Genomic DNA, 15,696 nt, shown 5'->3' on the forward strand with positions numbered 1-15,696 from the left:
AGTAGTGGTCTGCATGCCCGAGTCGGCGCGCTCAGGCATTACCGATGATTTCAACGTGGGTCACGTGCAGGGGAGCGTCGTTGATACGCGCATAGCCATCTGCATCGACGGTCAAATCAACCGAAATCGTGCCAATGACACGTCGGTCGAGGCTTGCATGCGTAGAGGCCGACGATGGAGGAGGACTGATGCGAATCGAGCCTGAAACGCTCAGCTCCGAATTGTCTGGACGTCGTTCGGGGACGGCAAAGTCGAAGGCGTCCTGCGAGCTCGTGCCTGCCTCCGTTGACATGGGCGTTTCCCGCGGCGACTGATTATGCTGCATTGACTTTGTATGCGAACGAGGCGGATTGACCTGGTCTTTGGCATGTCGGTCGCTTACGCCGCCAGCGAGCCGCTCGCGGACATCGTCCGGGATGGAGACACCGGAAGCGTATGGCGAGGCAAGCAGCGACTGCCATCCTTCGATCGGAAGACTGCCCGTCTTGACGCCTTTGCCGACGGCAAGGGCGTATCCGTGTGCGAGGTCGTCAACCTTTTCATTGAACTCATTGCCAGCATGACCTTTGACCCACACGAACTTAACCGATCCTGTTCGAGATGCAATCTCGCGGTCGATTGCACGGATTATCTCGGCGTTTTTCACCGGTTGTCTCTTGCTGTTTTTCCAACCGTTGCGCTTCCAGCCCTTGAGCCATGTCGTTGAACATTGAATCGCATACTTGGAATCGCTTTCGATGATGAGAGGGACATCGGATGGGTGCGCCCTCAAGGCTTGAAGCACTGCGCACAGTTCGCCGATCTGGTTCGTGCCATTCGAAGCGCCACCTGCATCGCAGCCGGTGCCACGATGGTCGACCCACCCCCAGCCCATTGGCCCATTCGGATTCCCCAATGCAGATCCGTCGGTCGACACGGTCATTGGTGAATCCGAATAGGCCTTTCGCGCCCCGTTGGGGGCGCTCACTTCACCTGTGGAAAGCCTGTTCGGCTTTCCACGAGTCGGTTCAGCTTTCGGATTCCCCAATGCGGATCCATCGGTCGACACGGTGAGGAATGTTTCGTTATGAATCGAAGTAGTCATGCTTCACAGACTAATGCAGTCGAGGGATGAGACTGCATGCCCAAAAGGGTTTTGGCTCAGTGAAAATGCGGAAGTTTGTTCCATATTCCGAGTTTTGCGGCAATTTCGAAGTATAAGTGCTCAGAATCGTTGAGATGACGTAAGGGAACAAGCCGATTTCAGCGCTGTATACTTTGCAATTGCCGCAAAACTCGGAATCTCGAAATAATAAGCCCTCGGATTGATGAAATTCGATCAATCCGAGGGCTATTTGTGCACGAAACTGGTGAAATTACTCTCCGAGCGCCTTGTCCACGACATCCTTTGCCTCGTCAAGCACATTGTCGAGCGCCGAAGGAGAAACGAAGGACTCTGCATATACCTTGTATATGTTCTCCGTGCCTGATGGACGGGCGGCGAACCAATTATCCTTGGTCGTAACCTTAAGGCCGCCGATCTTTGCATGGTTTCCGGGAGCCTCAGTCAGCTTGGCGGTGATGTCTTCGCCGGCAAGCTTGGCAGTCTCAACGTCTTCGCCACTGAGCTGAGCGAACTTCTGCTTCTGAGCAAGGGTGGTCGGCGTGTCGACGCGCTTGTACCAGCTCTCGCCAAAACGAGCGACCTGGTCCTTATGGAGCTCTGCAGGGTTCTTGCCAGTCTTTGCAGTGATTTCAGCCGCCAAGAGGTCAGGAATCAGACCATCCTTATCGGTCGTCCACACACGGCCATCCCGACGCAGGAAGCTCATGCCAGAGCTCTCCTCGCCACCGAAAGCAACCTCACCGGAGAACAGAGGATCTACGAACCACTTGAATCCGACAGGAACCTCGACGAGCTTTGCACCGATGGAAGCGGCGACGCGATCGATCAGCGAACTCGACACGAGTGTCTTGCCAATGCCCGCGTGGCCCGGCCAACCAGGACGATTGCCGGAGAACAGGTATTCTACGCAGACTGCGATGTAATGGTTTGGATTCATCACGCCCCAGTCAGGGCACACGATGCCGTGACGGTCTGCGTCCGGATCGGTGCCGCCAACGAGATCGTATTTATCCCAGGCACCGTTGTTGAGTCTGTCAACCAGACCCTTCATAGCATACGGCGAGCTTGGATCGATGCGAATCTTGCCATCGTGGTCGATGGTCATGAAACGCCATGTCGGGTCGGTGTCTGGATTGATGACGCCGATGTTCAGGCCATAGCGTTCGTTGATCAGTGGCCAGTAGTGTACGCTCGCACCACCGAGCGGGTCGATGCCGAGACGAACGCCGGACGAGCGAATCACATCGAAGTCGATGACATTGCCCAAATCGGCGACATAATGCTCGCGGTAATCGAAGCGCTCAACCAGATCGGACTTCAAGGCCTGTTCGAATGGAACGCGGCTGATGGTCTTGAACGATCCGAGCAGCTCATTGGCGCGAGCGGCAATCGCGTTCGTGGTTTCCGCTGGAGCTGGGCCACCTGTTGGCGGATCATACTTGAAACCGCCGTCGGTTGGCGGATTGTGCGAAGGGGTGACGACGATGCCATCCGCGAGGTCGTCTCCCGTGAATCGCTGCGTACCGTCTGCCGCACGGTTATGCGTCAGGATCGCCTGCGAAACCGTTGGGGTTGGAGTGAAGTCGTCGTTTGCATCGATGCGCACTCGCACGCCATTGGCAACGAGAACCTCTATCGCGGTCTTCCATGCCGGATGGCTGAGAGCATGCGTGTCCCGACCGATATACAGAGGTCCCGTGATGTTCGCGGTCTTGCGGTGTTCGGCTATGGCCTGTGTGATCGCGACGATGTGTGCCTCGTTGAACGATGTCTTGAGACTTGAGCCTCGGTGCCCTGAGGTGCCGAAGATAACACGCTGTTCGGCTACATCAGGATCGGGAATGGAATCGTAATACTGTCCGATGACGTGATCGACGTCAATCAGATCCTTTTCTGTGGCGGGTAAGCCCGCATTTTTTGCAACCATACACCTATACTGCCACGCTCTGAGGATGTCTGGAAGTGACCGTGTTGAGTCTGCTGAAAAGTCGCCAAGCCCTTGGCTCAGGCTGCAGATTGGGAATCAGGCACACGGACGCATAGCGCCTCTTTCTCAACGGAGAAGCGAATATGCCTGGTCTCGCCCAAGACGTCGCCATCGACCTGCACTGGGGCCGCCTTGTCCAGGGTTATCTCTGCGCTCAGTCCCTGTATCTGTTCGACTTTCGAATTCGTCGAAAATGGACTCTGCTCTGCCTTGTGCGTTATCGTCTGGTGCAGGACGTCGCCAAACAGATTGGCCCAGCCTATGATGCCGCCAGAGGTGTCGATTATCTCAAAATCGAGAAGGCCATCGTCCCACGATGCTTCAGGCATCAGCGACAGGCCTGGGATCTGACCGCAGTTTCCGGCCATCAGAGTTCTGAAGACTATTGATTCGCGCTGACGGGTTTCGCCGTCAGAGCTGGTGATGGCAACGGTTCCGGTATATTTCTTGGTGAATAGATGCTGGGCTCCGCTGACGAAGTAGGCGAGCCAGCTTATGTTTTTTTTCAGCGTGGGATCCGTGTTGTCGATCATCAGAGCGTCAAAGCCTGTTCCCGCGATGATGAGGAACGCGTGAGCCTCCCTGTCTTCAGCGGAGTCCAGCATCTCCAAGCGTCCGACATCGACGAAGCGTGAGCCGTGAGAGGTGGCGACTGCGAGGGCGGAGTCAATGTCATCGATCGGAATGCCCATGTTCCTCGCAAAAAGATTGCCTGTTCCTATGGGAATTATGCCCATCGCGTGGCTTGTCCCTGCAAGTGCGCTCGCAACCGTTCGGACGGTCCCATCCCCACCGACTGCGACGATGACGTCCGCGCCGCCTTCAAGCGCCTGGATGGCACATTCTCTGCCGTCCTTATCGAGCTCAGTGTTGATGAATGTGATTTCCTTCAGACCATTCTGGGCGCAGTATTGGCGAATCCTTGCCTTGAGACTTTTTGCATTGGGTTTGGAAGGGTTGATGATGAACGCGTAGTGAACGATATCGTTCCCACGCTTGAACAAGCGATGCAGGAAGGAATGCCTGCGATACATCCGTATCGAAAAAATACTGACCGCGAGAATAACAATGAGTGCTCCGATTGATGAGAGCACTATTATCGCTGAAGTAGGCATAAGGCAATTGTGCAATATTCATTCCGGAATGTCCTGCGTGAACCAGATAACTCAACGAATCCTGCACGTAGTCAGGAAATCTTCAGCATTGGCCATGGCCTTCTTCGACATTCCTCGGACTCCTGCTGCGTGGAATCTATTCGACAGTCGTGCGGGCGGGCCGGCATGCGAGCGAAGATTCCCCTTCACAGGCAACGTGCAGCCATCCAATCGCTGCGCTTCCTGACTGTCTCAATCCGGCATTAGGCTTTGCCTTATGCTTGATATCCAATTTATTCGCGATCATGCCGATATTGTCAAAGATTCACAACGCAAGAGGGGAGAATCCGTCGAACTTGTCGACGAGATTCTGCAATCGGATTCCGAACGCAGGAATGCATTGCGATCTTTCGAGACTGCTCGCGCCGAGCAGAAGGAGATGGGGAGGAAGGTCGCTACCGCAGCTCCGGAGGAGAAGGCGAAGCTGATAGCGCAGACGAAGGAGTTGGCTGCGACCGTCGGCAGGCACAAGGCCGAGGCCGACGCGGCTACCGCGGCATATACCACGGCAATGTGGAAGATGAGCAACGTCGTAGAGCCAGAGGCCCCTGAAGGCGGCGAGGACGATTATGTCGTCGTCAAGAAGGTCGGAACCCTGCCCGACTTCGATGAACGTGGATTCAGTCCCAAGGATCATCTTCAACTGGGCGTCGGGGTCGCGGGCATCGATATGCGGCGTGGCGTCAAGGTATCAGGCTCACGTTTCTACTTCCTGCGGGGAGCGATTGCACGCATGGAAATCGCCATGCTCACCATGGCGGTCGATCAGGCCGAGGAGCACGGATTCATCCCGACCATCACTCCGACCTTGGTGCGTCCCGAGGTCATGGCAGGAACCGGTTTCCTGAACTCTCATGCCGACGAGATATACCGTCTTCGCGAGCCCGATGAGCAGTACCTGGTCGGAACCTCCGAGGTCGCGCTTGCGGGCATGCACGAGAATGAGATCCTCAATCTTGATGAGGGATCCCTGCGCTACTGCGGTTGGTCGAGCTGCTATCGTCGCGAGGCAGGTGCGGCTGGAAAGGATACCAGCGGCATCATTCGTGTGCATCAGTTCAACAAGGTGGAGATGTTCGTCTATTGCAAGCAGGAGGATTCCCGCGAGCAGCATCGGCAGCTGCTTGGCATGGAGCAGGAGATGCTTGGCAAGGTTGATGTTCCGTATCGCATCATCGATACAGCCGCTGGTGACCTGGGATCTTCCGCTGCCCGAAAGTTTGATTGCGAGGCATGGGTCCCGACCCAGAATCGCTATCGTGAGCTGACGTCGACTTCGAACTGCACCGAATATCAGGCGCGCCGTCTGAACATTCGCGAGCGCGTGGATGACGGTGGCACGCGTCCCGTCGCCACCTTGAACGGTACCTTGGCAACGACTCGCTGGCTCGTCGCCATCATGGAGAATCATCAGCAGGAAGATGGATCCATCGTCGTTCCAGATGCCATGCGCGCCTATATGGGTGGCCGTGAGGTGATTGAGCCAACAGCGTGGGAAGCCTGATTTGTAGAAATCCACACTCAGGTTTATCATGAAATCCGTGCTTGCGAAGCCTGCCCGTATGGGTATGCCCGCAGACACGTGGACAGGTGTCTGAGCGGTCGAAAGAGACGGTCTTGAAAACCGTTGAACGTAAGTTCCGCGAGTTCGAATCTCGCCCTGTCCGCAATCTTCTCCCAGACCATTCGCTGCAAGCGACCATCTGGACTCAAGGCAGACTCGATGGGTCTGTATCGTTTTCGACGGTCATTGGGACAGTGCGTCTGCGGGCTGCGCACGGTCTTGGGGGTGAGTATGCGATTGAAGGGGCACAGGCTGCTCGGCAGGGTCATGCTCGGCATATTGGCATCGGTGATCGCGATTGTGGTTGTGATAGTGGTGGCATTCAATGTCTCTCCATGGCCGGGCGCTCTCGTCTTTCGCAGGGCCTTTGAGAGCTCTGCGGTAGAGAAGCCGACTGGCTACGCGACTATGCGCAGCAGAACCAAGGTCGTCGGCAATCTGAGCTATCCTTCGAAATTCGGTCGAAACGACTTCGATCTGTACCTTCCGAAGCAGCGGTCACAGTCCCTGCCGGTCATCGTATGGGTGCATGGCGGCGGTTTCATCGCGGGCGACAAGCAGGGGGTCTCCACCTATGCCACGATGCTTGCTTCTCGGGGGTATGCCGTTGCGGCGATGAACTATGACTATGCGCCGGATGCGACGTATCCGACACCGGTGATTCAGGTCGGTGAGCTTATCACCCATCTTTATGAGATCGCGGGCAGGTATGGACTTGATGCGGACCGCATCGTCATCGGGGGAGACTCGGCGGGTGCTCAGATCGCTGCTCAATTCGCGGCGATCGAAACGACTCCGGGATACTCGCAGAAATCGGGAATCCCAGCGATTTCCTTGCGCAAGCCCTTGGAGGCTGCATTGCTGTTCTGCGGACCCTATGATGTTTCAAGGCTGACAAGTGTCGGAAATTCCTGGATTGCCAGGCAATTCGTTCAGACCGTGGGCTGGTCCTATCTTGGGCACAAGGATTGGCAGAGCACTCAGGCTGCAAAGATGGCCTCCATCGTTGACTATGTCTCGTCTGGATTTCCCCGTGCATATATCGTCGATGGAAACTACTTCTCCTTCCCCACACATGCCCGTGAGCTGTATGGAAGGCTCCGGAACGATGGGGTCGATGCGACCTTGAGCCTGTATCCGAACAAGCCGAAGCTGCCTCATGAGTTCCAATTCGACTTCTCCCATCCCGAATCCTACGATGTATGGAACAAGACCCTGAAATTCCTTGGTCAGTGAGGCGACTGCAACGAGTGATGCAGGCATGCGATGGAACGATTCGACTCTGGATGCTCCCTTGCAGCGATGCCCTCCTGTCTATTCGATTGTCTTGGCGAAGGGATCAGTTCGCGGATCCTCATTCCACAGGTATTCGATGTCATGTGCGGTTTTGTGCGCGACTTCGTATCCGAGCCTGTCGCTGACATAGCCAAGGGCCATGTCCATTCCGGCGGAGACTCCCGAGGATGTATAGAAATTGCCATCGACGACCCATCGTGCCTTGGGAACCCAATCCACTGACGGATTTAGGGAAGTCACCCATGAGAAGGCGAGTTTGTTGGATGTCGCACGTCTTGAATTCAGCAAGCCGGTCATGGCCAGAACGGCTGAACCAGTGCACACTGTCAGAACATCCTCGGCTTGATTCGCCAGCGTTGCAAGCTGTCCCAGGAATTCGGGATCCCGCACCAGAGTTCTGGTTCCCATCCCTCCGGGTATCAGCAGCGTTCCCGAAGGCTCCATGCTTGCGAAGGGCTTCGTCTCTACGCGCAGACCCTGCCGACTGGCAACGATGCCGCCATTCATGGAGAAATACTCAATTCGATATGATGCTCCGAGGGTTCCGAATATCTCTATCGGTCCGCATGCGTCCAGAGTCTCAAAATTGTCGAATAGCACCACATTCAGGTCTTGCATCTGGGTCCTTCTAGGTCGAGAAAACTCATTTCGCTCATGAATATATCATTTCCGGACCGGTGTGGCCGTATCTACGCTCGAAGGAAGTCAGCGGCATGACATAGCTTTGTCGTGGAATTCTTAATTCTTTGACACGAGGATGACTGAGACTGATGCAGCCGAAAATCAATGACATCGTTTTTGATTTCTGTGGCGTTCTGCTCGACTGGCGGCCGGATCTGGCTTTGCGCGGCGAATATCCACAGGGCGTCATAGACATGTTCTTCGATCCGGATGATCCTTGGGGCTTTGACTATTATGATCAGCTCTGTGATGCGGGATGGAGCGAGCGGGAGATCCTTCTCGACTATGAGAAGCATCATGGCCCTGCCGTTGCGTGGGTGTTTCGGGTGTATTTCGATCACTTCGAGCGCGCGTTCCATGGGTTGATTCCTGGAATGGGCGACTTGCTTCGCGATCTGGACGCGGCGGGTGTGGGCGTCTGGGGTCTGACGAATTTCACCAAGGCAAGCGTCGACGAGGTTCTGCGTAGGTTCAGCGAGCTGGCATTCCTGCATGATGTCATCATTTCCGCAGAGGAAAGGCTGATCAAGCCAGATCCTCGCATCTATCAGCTGGCGCTGCGCCGATTCGGACTTGATGCCGAGCGGACGGTTTTCGTGGATGATCGAATTCGCAATGTCGAAGCTGCTCGGCATTGCGGAATTCATGGCATCGAGTTCGTCGATGCTCGGCAATTGAGGCATGATCTTCAGAAAATTGGTCTCAGCCTATAGCTCCGTAGGCGGCCGTGGACGAGACTCTCCTTCTCGAACGTGTCCACAGGGAAGTGAAATCATCGTCGGAGAGACCGTGCTGGTCGCGTCTGTTTCTGTCGCCCATGGCCGCTGTTACCTATGTCTTCCGTCACCTATGACTTCTGTTGCCCGTGTCTTCTGTTGCCCACGGTGCATTCGCAACTCTCCAAAATTTCAATACAGTCCCCAGAATGCCAGTGAGCACATCAGCAGGGCGGAACCTGACAGCACGCAGAGCATGATGATTCGTTGCAAGGCGTTGAAAACGTGAGATGCCTCGTCAGGTTCGTTGCCTTCTCGACCGGTGAGGCGGATGAGCAGCGGTTTCAGGAATTGCGTGCAGAGCCAGGAAAACGCGAGGATCACCATGATGGAAGCGATCCGGAGCGCGATCCATAGGGGAGCGAGCATCTGGGTGTCGCGTTGAAGCGTGAGCGCATGGGAGACCACGACGATCACATAGCCCACCGTTCCAAGAGTCGAGGCGATGCTCAGCGCCCCAGTGCACCACATCGAGGCCACCACGCCATGTGAGAACGCATGCTTCGATGGCGCTGACCCATGATGGTGGGCTTGCCGTCTGACTCTGAGTCTGCGCAAGGCACGTGAAAGCAGACCTATGATGCCGAGAAGCAGAGCCAGAATGCACAGTCCGGAGCCGAAAAGCATCAGGGCTATCAGCTGTCCGAGCGAAGTGACCAATCCAGCCGTTGTCCGTGAAGGCACAGCATATTTCTGATGCGGCTGCGAGCCCGCGATCATGGGCGACTTCCACTGTTTGGCAGTGGTCCCTGCGGCGACTGCGTTGATCCAGTCATCGAGGTTCCGTGTATACCCCTGTGCAAGCGGCAGATTGGGGAGAGCCTTGTTCTCTCCGACGCGCATCTGATGGTTCGCATCGTAGTAGCGAAGCGTCACGTTGCTGTTGCCAACGGCTCGGGCCTTCGCAACTATGGTTGCGGCACCTTGCTCGATCGGCATTGAAAGGTCACGCGTGCCATAATTGACAAGGGTCGGCTGAGTCAGATGCGAAATGTATCTGAGCGAATTGAAATCGGCATAGTCAAGGCCCAGAACTGAGAAATTCAACGCGGTCAGCTTTGGAATGTCCTTCGTGAGCGCAAGCGGCGCTCCGGCAGTGTTGAAATATGATGTCGCGGCTATTGCCATTTGCTGTCGTCCTGAATATACCGGTGGCGATGTGAGAATGGTGAAGGCGATGTCCTTGCGCTCCGCCGTCATGACTGAGGAAATCCATGTTCCTTCAGACTCCGAATACAGTCCCACCTTGCTGGAATCGACGCCCGGCCATTTCTTCAGGACATCGAATGAAGTCCCATAGTCATGCGCCATGGAGACATAGTTGCGGTGAAAGATCGTATAGTCGTCCAGGCGCTTGTCGGGAACCAAGGTGGTGATTCCGGCCGAAGCCATCGAAGAGGCGAGATCGCCGTAGACCTCGGATGCCATGCCCGTTCCCGCTCCCTGCATCAGCAGACATGCAGGATGGTTGTCTGGGGCACCGATCGGTTCGCGAACGATCGCATGAATGGTCACCTTTGAGGTGAGCCTGACGGTGATGGAGGTCTCCTTTACCCGATAGGAACCTTCATGGGCGCTGATCGGAAGCGAGGAAGAGATGGCGGTATCGTTCGACTCCACGGTGACATGCTTTGTGTTGGCCTGAATCTGCCATCGAGGTGCCATAAGCGTCGCGATAAGACCCAACACCACAAAAGTGGCCAGGGCAATGCCGGCATAGGTGAGAAAGAGGGCAATTCTCAGTTGCCTTGGGGTCTTTGGCTGTCTCTGCTTAGTTCTGAACACTCTCACTACTGTAACGAGCTCGGTGACGAATGAGGAAAGGCATCCTCCGTGAGATTTGCCAAAATGTAAGCGTTTCCTGAATGACTTTCCGAGTTTTGCGGCAATCTCAGAGTATAGAGCCCCATTTCTTAGCGTCGTTCCAAGCATTCCTGGTGAGATACCAACGGTATTTCTTGACCGCTACTGTGGAATTGCCGCAAAACTCGGAAACAGGAATGAATTCCGCTGCTCACTGCGCTCCCTCAGCCTCGGACAGATTCTCGAAGCCACCCAGTCGCACCGTCTTGTCGATCGTTTCCTGAGTCAGATTGAGACCTTCGCGCCTGTACTGTTCGATCAGCGTTTCGTAACAGTCAAGCGTGCGTGCGGAATAGGTGCTTAATTCCCCGCGCAAATATGTCTCGAATGAGGTGGCATATCTGGAATCCTCGCTTGTATGAATGAGCCTCATCGCCTGTCCTAGCTTTGGATAATTCCTTCTGAACTCAATGACCCAGGTGACCTGTTGCCTGATGATGCTCTCTTGCTGCGCGACACGCTCCTCGCTTAGGCTTGCGAGATATGGAGCGATGCTTTCAGAGAACTGCTCAGGGGCCGTCGATTCCATCATTCGACCATATTTTTCGCTAAGAAGATTTCTCCCCACACCCTCTGCATAGTCAAGGTCCTGTGAGTAGCTTCGCAGGAGCGGGTAGTTCCAGGTGAGGAATTGGCTCGCGCGCATCTGATGAAAGACAGGCCAGTTGCCTTGACAGACTGCCCTGCCTCCATCGTTATGAACGTCTTGGAACTGTTCCCATTCCTGCTTGACGACGTGCTCGACCAGTTCGATGAACAGCGCTTCGACCTTTGCCTGACTATGGGCATTCGTCGGGATGAAAGCCTTGTCGGATGCCGTATCCTCGAAAGCGGTTGCACTGGCAACCCCATGGTGAGAATCCATGTTCTCGCCTCTTTCATGCTTGTCCATAATTTCCCCCTTCTCTTCCTTGAACTGAAAATCCCCAATCCGATGCTTGATGCTGATCTGCGCTCCTGGCCCATTGATGCCACCACAGGAGTTCACTCGCACGGCTCTTTCGACCAACACGTGACCGCTCCGATTCATAGGCTGTGAAGACACGCCTCCTTGCTCCTGATATGTGCTTCGATGTATGGGCGCTGCCATTCGAGGAAATCTTCCGTGGAGTCTGTCAGGCCTTGTCTGCGCAGTTCGTCAGCCACTCTGCGACAGATGGAATCGATTATCACCGTCATTCGTTCGATGGGTCTGCCCATTGAAGCACCGTCCCTTTCGGGACCCCGAGGAATCGCCGAACTTGCGGCGATCAGCTCCTCAAGTTGCCCGGGAACATCGCGGAGCACCATTCCCATGCGCGAAGACAATCTCCGCAACGCTGCAAAATTCCATTTGTAATATGGCAGGTACCCTGCACTGATGGGATTGTTCACCAAGAAGATGAGCGAAGAGCAGGCCCTGACGAATTCACATGTCGACAGCCATACGGAGGGCCAGTCGTTTCTCAGGGCCATGCGTTCAATGTTGTATTGCCCCGACTGTGACATCATGCCGAGCCGCTTTGAAATCAGTGAGAGGCGCACATCATCAGGCATGAAGGTGAAGCCTTGTCTGGTTCTGGAAAAAGTCCCCTCTGGATCGGCGAATATCTCGCCACTCGTGGCCGCCGCCAGGGTCGCTTCATCCAAGGAGAGCCAAAGAGGGTATTCCTGCTGGCCGGGAGCCTCCTGCAAGCCGGTTATTCCCTCGAAAAAATTCCCAATCGAAAAAACGCCGAAGCGTCTGTCCGCCCCATGCGCGCGAACGCTCGTGGGTGCTGGACCGAAGCCCATGAACGAGCGTGGCAATCTGTCATATTCCTTTTGCAGCGCCTGTCCAAACATTGCAAAATCGGAGTCTGTCAGCCATATGCAGAAGCCCGGTCCGAAATCATGGTCTTGCGAGAGCTCGTCGTCGAAGCCAAGGCATTGCGAGCCATGCCCGACAAGGCCAACTGCGATTCGTGACTGATATTGCGAGAAGCGGTCGTGAATCAGTGTTTTGCCGAATTCCTCCCAATATGCCCGCGACAGGTCGAGTCCCTTGACATGCCGGTGCTCCTGCTGCGCATGTGCGATCGGATCGCCGTCAACTGATGCAGGGCGCTCGCGGGCAGAGGGATGCTGCTGCTCACCTGACGAGTCCGCAAGCGCTGACCGCGCCTGAAGGTAGTTGGCTTCGGTGATGTTGTAGTAGTCACTTGACTTGCCGAAGCGTTCTTCGATCAGCTCAAGCGCGTGTTCGAAGTGTTCGACGCTTTTTCTGTAATGTCCAAGTCCGAAGAGTACCTGCCCCTGGCAGGCAAGAGCCGAGGCATAGTGAGCGCGATCGGTGAGGCCATTGCCTTCGTATATGATCAGGGCCTTCGACGAGTGTGCCTGCGCTTCATCCAATCGGTGCTGGGCAAGAAGGACCAGTGCGAGATTCGTGTGAGTCGATGCGATGTCGACGTCGAGGGAATCGCCGTCCGCTGCATCCTTGGCCTGTCCGACGAGATGGGCAGTCCCTGCTTCGTCGCGCGCTGTCGAGGCAGTGGCTGAGTCATCGTGCCCCTGCAGGGATTCCAACAGATCCAAAGCATGCTTCAGCTGAGTCTCGGCCTTGGAGAATTCGCGAATGTCGCTATATGCCATCGAAAGATTGTTATGAAGCGCTGCGGTTTCACGGACATTGGGATCGTCGAGCTTGTCGTTCGCTGCCAGGGCCTTGACATACATCGCTTCGGCGTGGGGAAGATCACCGGCTGCACGGTATCCCGTAGCCGCATTGATCAGCGTCGCAACCCAGGCGGGAGTGCCGGCCAAGTCCAAAGAATCCGCCAGCTTCAAGGCAGCGGGAATCACCTCTGCATTGCGGTCATGCAAAGCGCGGGAACGGTTGAAGCCTATCATTTCGTTCAAGACGGTGAGTTCGCCGCCTCGCTCTCCTGCCGATCGGGCACGTTCGAGCGAGTCATCAAGATATGAAGCGATTTCGGACGTGGAAGCCTTTTGCATGAATTTCCCATCAAGATTCCCGAGGAATTCGTCAACATCGAATATTTTCCCCATGCCAGGCCTCCTTGCCCTACTCCTTCAATTGTAGGGTAGGGGATTGGGGCAAATCGCGTCGCAATGTGTGATATGTGGCACTTATTGGACGGAGACCGCCCGCCCGGCTTGCACATGCGAAGCTTGCAGTGACGATGAAAGATTGTGCGGCACCTTGAGACACGCTGAGCCTAGTCAGAAAAAAACCGGAACCGCTGATTCCAGCGATTCCGGCAGTACGGTCGGGGTAGGGGGATTTGAACCCCCGGCCTCTTCGTCCCGAACGAAGCGCGCTACCAAGCTGCGCTATACCCCGTACAACTCGTCAGATGTTACACCGACGCATGCCCAAACGCCAATTCGCAAGCAAGTTCAGTCGATGGCACCGCAGCCAGTCACGCCGCCAAGAGAGCGAAGGGTTCGCTGATCGGTTGACGTACACTCTGCTCGTTACAATATGGCCATATGACTCAGAACAGCGATTCCATGCCGGCTCATGTTGCCGACGACCATGAGGATGCAGACCAGGAAGCTATGAAGAATTCAGATGCCACAGTCGTGGTGGCGGCCGATGATGATGGTGACAATGCCGAAAGGCCAATGACGACCGTCGAGCGCGCCGAGCTGCTTCTGAAGCAGGATGAAGCGATTCTCAGCAATATCGAGAGTGGCGACGACCTTGATGCGGCAATCGATCCCACAAACAAGGAATTCGGAAGCCATGCTCACCCAGAGCAGGTGCAGATGCGTGTCGCAAAGCGGGCGCTGATGCTTAAGGAAGGCATTGAGCCGTATCCTGTTCATCTTGATGTCACTGACACGATCGAGCATGTGCGTCAGCAATACGAAGGCAAGCTCGAACCAGGTCAGGAGACCGAAGATGTCGTGGGCGTCGCAGGCCGTGCCCTGTTCATCCGCAATGGGGGTGGCCTCTGCTTCGTGAAGCTTTCAGCGGGGGATGGGACCACCATCCAGGGCATGATCTCGAAGCGTGAGGTCGGTGTTGAATCCTTGAAGAGATTCAAGCAGCTCGCCGACCTTGGCGATCATCTCTATGTCCGCGGGCGGGTGATCGCTTCAAAGACAGGCGAGCTCTCCGTGTTCGCAACGGATTGGGCAATCGCATCGAAGGCCCTTCAGCCGCTGCCCGCGCTTCATAAGGATTTGAACGAGGAGCAGCGCACTCGCAAGCCATATATCGGCATGATCGCCGACGAGCGTATGCGCGACATGGTCCGCAGGCGTTCGGCCGCCGTTGCCTCTCTGCGTCGGACCTTCGACCGTCACGAGTTCCTCGAAGTGGAGACTCCCATGCTCCAGACAGTCCATGGAGGGGCTGCTGCGCGCCCATTCACCACGCACATGAATGCATTCGACATCGATCTATTCCTGCGCATCGCGCCTGAACTCTTCCTGAAGCGCTGCTTGGTTGGAGGCATCGAACGAGTCTTCGAAATCAATCGTGATTTCCGCAACGAAGGCGTCGATGGGACACATGCCCCTGAATTCACGATGGTAGAGGCATACCAGTCCTATGGCACCTATGACACCATCGGTGCATTGGTCAAGGAACTCATACAGACCACCGCGAAGGAGGCGTTCGGTTCGACGAAGGTCACGCTGCAGGATGGCACCCCATACGATTTCGGCGGCGAGTGGAAGTCCATCACCATGTATGGTTCACTTTCCGAGGCCCTGGGCGAGGAGATAACCCCCGAGACCAGCGTCGAGCATCTGCGCGGGATTGCGGATAAGGTCGGCATCGAGCAGGAGGCCGCCGAGAATCACGGCAAGCTGGTCGAACACCTTTGGGAGCATTTCTGGCAGGACAAGCTGTATGAGCCGACCTTCGTCCGTGATTTCCCAGTCGAGACCTCACCGCTGGTCAAGTCGCATCGCAGCATTCCTGGGGTTGTCGAGAAGTGGGATCTGTATGTGCGCGGATTCGAGCTTGCCACAGGCTATTCCGAATTGAACGACCCGGTGGTGCAGCGTCAGCGCTTCGTAGAGCAGGCGAAGATGGCGATGGCCGGAGATGTCGAGGCGATGGACATCGACGAGGACTTCCTCGAGGCCCTCGGCGTCGGGATGCCTCCGGCTGGAGGCATGGGCATGGGAATCGACCGTCTGCTGATAGCCCTGACTGGTGCGACGATTCGTGAAACCATAACCTTCCCTCTGGTAAAGCCAGTGAACTGACCAGCGGCCGTGAGCATATCCGTGGGTGGACATCGGTCTCGATTCGGGGGCGTTGCGATGTC

Annotated in this window: 11 protein-coding genes and 2 tRNA genes; 5 read left to right on the forward strand and 8 right to left on the reverse strand. The window is 55.8% G+C overall.

Features of this window, described 5'->3' with window-relative positions; genetic code table 11:
• Window positions 1–31 precede the first annotated feature (31 nt).
• The 3 genes from QN062_RS08435 to QN062_RS08445 form a co-directional block, all read right to left on the reverse strand.
• A complete protein-coding gene (locus tag QN062_RS08435; protein ID WP_394854721.1) occupies window positions 32–922 on the reverse strand; it encodes a ribonuclease H in 891 nt (296 codons plus the stop codon).
• A 433-nt stretch (window positions 923–1,355) separates the two neighbouring features.
• Complete coding sequence (gene pgm, locus QN062_RS08440; protein WP_369341366.1) at window positions 1,356–3,032, reverse strand: phosphoglucomutase (alpha-D-glucose-1,6-bisphosphate-dependent); 1,677 nt, start codon at window positions 3,030–3,032, stop codon at window positions 1,356–1,358.
• A 77-nt stretch (window positions 3,033–3,109) separates the two neighbouring features.
• Complete coding sequence (locus tag QN062_RS08445) at window positions 3,110–4,207, reverse strand: diacylglycerol kinase family protein (protein ID WP_369341367.1); 1,098 nt, start codon at window positions 4,205–4,207, stop codon at window positions 3,110–3,112.
• A 256-nt stretch (window positions 4,208–4,463) separates the two neighbouring features.
• On the opposite strand from QN062_RS08445, the gene serS reads away from it, so the two are divergent.
• From serS to QN062_RS08460, 3 genes are all read left to right on the forward strand, one after another.
• The gene (gene serS / locus QN062_RS08450) at window positions 4,464–5,750 is read left to right on the forward strand and encodes a serine--tRNA ligase (RefSeq protein WP_369341368.1); all 1,287 of its coding nucleotides are present in this window, start codon (window positions 4,464–4,466) and stop codon (window positions 5,748–5,750) included.
• An 80-nt stretch (window positions 5,751–5,830) separates the two neighbouring features.
• Window positions 5,831–5,913, forward strand: a tRNA-Ser gene (locus QN062_RS08455).
• Entirely contained in the window at window positions 5,874–7,046 is a 1,173-nt protein-coding gene (locus QN062_RS08460) for an alpha/beta hydrolase (RefSeq protein WP_369341369.1), read from the forward strand. Before QN062_RS08455 ends, QN062_RS08460 begins: the two co-directional genes overlap by 40 nt.
• Window positions 7,047–7,124: 78 nt before the next feature.
• On the opposite strand, the gene QN062_RS08465 is transcribed toward QN062_RS08460, so the two are convergent.
• On the reverse strand, window positions 7,125–7,724 hold the full coding sequence (locus tag QN062_RS08465) for a DJ-1/PfpI family protein (RefSeq protein ID WP_369341370.1): 600 nt from the start codon (window positions 7,722–7,724) through the stop codon (window positions 7,125–7,127).
• Window positions 7,725–7,876: 152 nt separating this feature from the next.
• On the opposite strand from QN062_RS08465, the gene QN062_RS08470 reads away from it, so the two are divergent.
• Window positions 7,877–8,500, forward strand: coding sequence for an HAD family hydrolase (locus QN062_RS08470; protein WP_369341371.1), 624 nt, complete (start codon window positions 7,877–7,879; stop codon window positions 8,498–8,500).
• Window positions 8,501–8,695: 195 nt separating this feature from the next.
• Here the strand turns inward: QN062_RS08470 and QN062_RS08475 are convergent, their stop codons facing one another.
• The 4 genes from QN062_RS08475 to QN062_RS08490 all read right to left on the reverse strand — a co-directional run bounded on the left by QN062_RS08475 (window position 8,696) and on the right by QN062_RS08490 (window position 13,751).
• Window positions 8,696–10,348, reverse strand: a complete 1,653-nt coding sequence (locus tag QN062_RS08475; RefSeq protein ID WP_369341372.1) for an alpha/beta hydrolase family protein — start codon at window positions 10,346–10,348, stop codon at window positions 8,696–8,698.
• A 229-nt stretch (window positions 10,349–10,577) separates the two neighbouring features.
• The gene (locus QN062_RS08480) at window positions 10,578–11,318 is read right to left on the reverse strand and encodes a DUF4125 family protein (protein ID WP_394854704.1); all 741 of its coding nucleotides are present in this window, start codon (window positions 11,316–11,318) and stop codon (window positions 10,578–10,580) included.
• 134 nt (window positions 11,319–11,452) lie between these two features.
• Window positions 11,453–13,456 carry a DUF4037 domain-containing protein gene (locus QN062_RS08485; protein ID WP_369341373.1) on the reverse strand — a complete coding sequence of 668 codons (2,004 nt, stop codon included), beginning with the start codon at window positions 13,454–13,456 and terminating at the stop codon, window positions 11,453–11,455.
• A gap of 221 nt (window positions 13,457–13,677) precedes the next feature.
• Window positions 13,678–13,751 (reverse strand) — tRNA-Pro (locus tag QN062_RS08490).
• Window positions 13,752–14,035: 284 nt separating this feature from the next.
• On the opposite strand from QN062_RS08490, the gene lysS reads away from it, so the two are divergent.
• Window positions 14,036–15,634 carry a lysine--tRNA ligase gene (lysS, locus tag QN062_RS08495; protein ID WP_394854722.1) on the forward strand — a complete coding sequence of 533 codons (1,599 nt, stop codon included), beginning with the start codon at window positions 14,036–14,038 and terminating at the stop codon, window positions 15,632–15,634.
• Window positions 15,635–15,696 lie beyond the last annotated feature (62 nt).

The organism is Bifidobacterium sp. WK012_4_13 (assembly GCF_041080835.1).
Taxonomy (GTDB): domain Bacteria; phylum Actinomycetota; class Actinomycetes; order Actinomycetales; family Bifidobacteriaceae; genus Bombiscardovia; species Bombiscardovia fermentum.

Excerpts from the sequence above, each read along its gene's own strand:
- QN062_RS08465 (WP_369341370.1), bottom strand. The coding sequence starts at position 7,724 with ATGCAAGACCTGAATGTGGTGCTATTCGACAATTTTGAGACTCTGGAC.
- QN062_RS08470 (WP_369341371.1), top strand. The coding sequence starts at position 7,877 with ATGCAGCCGAAAATCAATGACATCGTTTTTGATTTCTGTGGCGTTCTG.
- QN062_RS08485 (WP_369341373.1), bottom strand. The coding sequence starts at position 13,456 with ATGGGGAAAATATTCGATGTTGACGAATTCCTCGGGAATCTTGATGGG.
- QN062_RS08435 (WP_394854721.1), bottom strand. The coding sequence starts at position 922 with ATGACCGTGTCGACCGACGGATCTGCATTGGGGAATCCGAATGGGCCA.
- QN062_RS08445 (WP_369341367.1), bottom strand. The coding sequence starts at position 4,207 with ATGCCTACTTCAGCGATAATAGTGCTCTCATCAATCGGAGCACTCATT.
- pgm (WP_369341366.1), bottom strand. The coding sequence starts at position 3,032 with ATGGTTGCAAAAAATGCGGGCTTACCCGCCACAGAAAAGGATCTGATT.
- lysS (WP_394854722.1), top strand. The coding sequence starts at position 14,036 with ATGACGACCGTCGAGCGCGCCGAGCTGCTTCTGAAGCAGGATGAAGCG.
- serS (WP_369341368.1), top strand. The coding sequence starts at position 4,464 with ATGCTTGATATCCAATTTATTCGCGATCATGCCGATATTGTCAAAGAT.
- QN062_RS08480 (WP_394854704.1), bottom strand. The coding sequence starts at position 11,318 with ATGGACAAGCATGAAAGAGGCGAGAACATGGATTCTCACCATGGGGTT.